This window comes from Microbacterium sp. H6 (genome assembly GCF_003314775.1).
Lineage (GTDB): Bacteria > Actinomycetota > Actinomycetes > Actinomycetales > Microbacteriaceae > Microbacterium > Microbacterium oxydans.
In genome coordinates this window covers 23,701-25,691 of the sequence record NZ_QOAY01000110.1, presented here as the reverse complement: position 1 = coordinate 25,691, position 1,991 = coordinate 23,701, and the positions used below count along the sequence as shown (strand labels likewise).

The following is a 1,991-nucleotide window of genomic DNA, read 5'->3' as shown; positions in this document are numbered from 1 at the left end:
CGTCGCGACAGCCGTGTGAGGCGCGGGATGTCGGCCACGGAACCGGCATCCGCCGGGACGATCACCTGCTGGGACGCAGCGATGTCGATGCCCTCCGCACGCACGACGAGGTCGCCGACGGGTGCGCGCCGGGAGAGGATCGCGAGCGCGATCGGGCCGTCTTCGTGGTGCCGGGCCACGGAGGTCAGGTGGCCGACCTCGTCATCGCCCGCGAAGACCGGCGCACCGGGCTCCGGCAGGACGGCATCGCTGCCATCGAGGTGGAGTGCGGCCAGCCGTCGAGGCGGATGCCCGAGGTTGTGCACCTTGGCGACGGTCTCCTGGCCGCGGTAGCAGCCCTTGTTCAGGTGGACCGCGCTGCGGATCCAGTCGGACTCGTGGGGCAGCGAGCGCTCGCCCACCTCGGTCGTCCACCGAGGACGCCACGCCGCGACCCGCAGCGCCTCGGCCGCAAGAGTCCCTGCGAGGGCTTCCCGATCGAGGGAACCGGCGAGAGCACGAGCGGATTCCTCCGTGACGACGGCCACCCGCCAGGCGAAATCGGTGGCAGGATGCTCTGCGACCTCCGCGTACTGATGACCTCCGACGCTGATGCGCTGCCACGGGTCTGCCCAGACGAGGGCGACGCCGTTCGGGGCGAACGCGGCAGCGGTGATTCTCGCTCCGACGGTCCCGCCGTCGATGTAGCCGACCAGCTCGAGGTCGGAGCGCACCTCTACCGTCGCCTGGGTACGGAACTTCATGCGCGTCAGCCAGGCGGCGAGCGCTTCCGCATCGCCGCTGTCGACGATCAACCACGCCGATGAGCCGTCGTCGAGGATTCCGGCGGCGTGCTCGACGCGACCCTGCGGGTCGAGGATCAGCAGCTCCGTGCTGTCTCCTGGCGCGAGACGCCCCACCGACTGCGAGGTGATCGAGTCGAGCCAGGTGAGGCGCTCGGGACCCGCCACCTCGATGACCGTGCGATCCCCGAGCGGCGCAAGGGCCGCGCCGTCGGCGAGACGCCGCTGCTCGCGGAAGGCATCACCGAAATGAGTGATGACCTCGCCGTCGGAGACCGCACCGTCGACCTGGTGGAAGGCGGACACGTCAGACCTTGGCCAACCGGGCCGATGCATGCGAGCGCAAAGGCGTGCCGAGGGCGGCGATGTCCCACGCCCACAGCAGATGACCGTCTACGAGGCCGTACATGCGGGAAGAGGCGGTGTGGACCTTCGCGCCGGCGCTGCGCACGACGGCATCGGAGCCGATGTCGATGCGCGGCCCGTTGATCTCGCCGATGTAGAGCTCGAGGGCACCGTCGGCGTGTGCGAGAGAGACCTCGATCGGGAATCCGCCGCTCGGAGCGCGCAACTCCTCCACGTCGTCGACTGTGCGGATCACGGCCGGCGCGGTGGGAGGCAACAGCGCGGGGCCGGGATCAGCCGCTGCCGCCGGACGCGCGAGTCGCCAGAATCCGGTCTCGGCGAGCAGTGCGGCCGCCGGAGCACCCTCCTCGGTCAGAAGGGTGGCCGTTCCGGAGTAGTTCAGGAAAGGACCGCCGTCATGGCTGAAGCTGACCCGGTGCGTGAACTCTCCCTGCAGACGCTCGTCGCCGACCGGATAGTCGATGACGCCGGTGCCTTCCCAGACGCCGATCAGCCACGCGAAGGGGACGAGATCGGCCGGAAGATCGACGGGAAGCTCGAGCATCGTCGAGTCAGCGCTGGCCGCGGAAGAGGTTGCGCAGCACCACCGCCGAGACGAAGACGATAGCGAGGCTCGCAAGGCCCAGCAGGCCGATGAAGAAGATTTCGAGCGCCATGAGGTCCATGTGCTCCACCTTACCGCGCCGCGCCGCCGTCCGGCGGGGATCAGGCGGGAATCAGGTCGGGATCAGCGCTGCGAGGCCGAACCCGACCGAGATGATCCCCATCAGCAGCAGAGCGCCGATCACGCTGCCGGCCACCCGGAAGATGAAGCCCTGAGTGCGCCCGTACCAGAGCTGCACG

Annotated in this window: 2 protein-coding genes; both read right to left on the bottom strand. The window is 69.6% G+C overall.

The features are described 5' to 3' along the window. The coding region (locus DSP71_RS07480) for a folate-binding protein YgfZ (RefSeq protein WP_181800688.1) at window positions 1-1,088 on the bottom strand (1,088 nt) is incomplete at its 3' end. A gap of 1 nt (window position 1,089) precedes the next feature. Further along, window positions 1,090-1,692: an FABP family protein gene (locus DSP71_RS07475; protein ID WP_113680766.1), complete on the bottom strand. Its 603-nt coding sequence runs from the start codon at window positions 1,690-1,692 to the stop codon at window positions 1,090-1,092. Window positions 1,693-1,991: the final 299 nt, after the last annotated feature.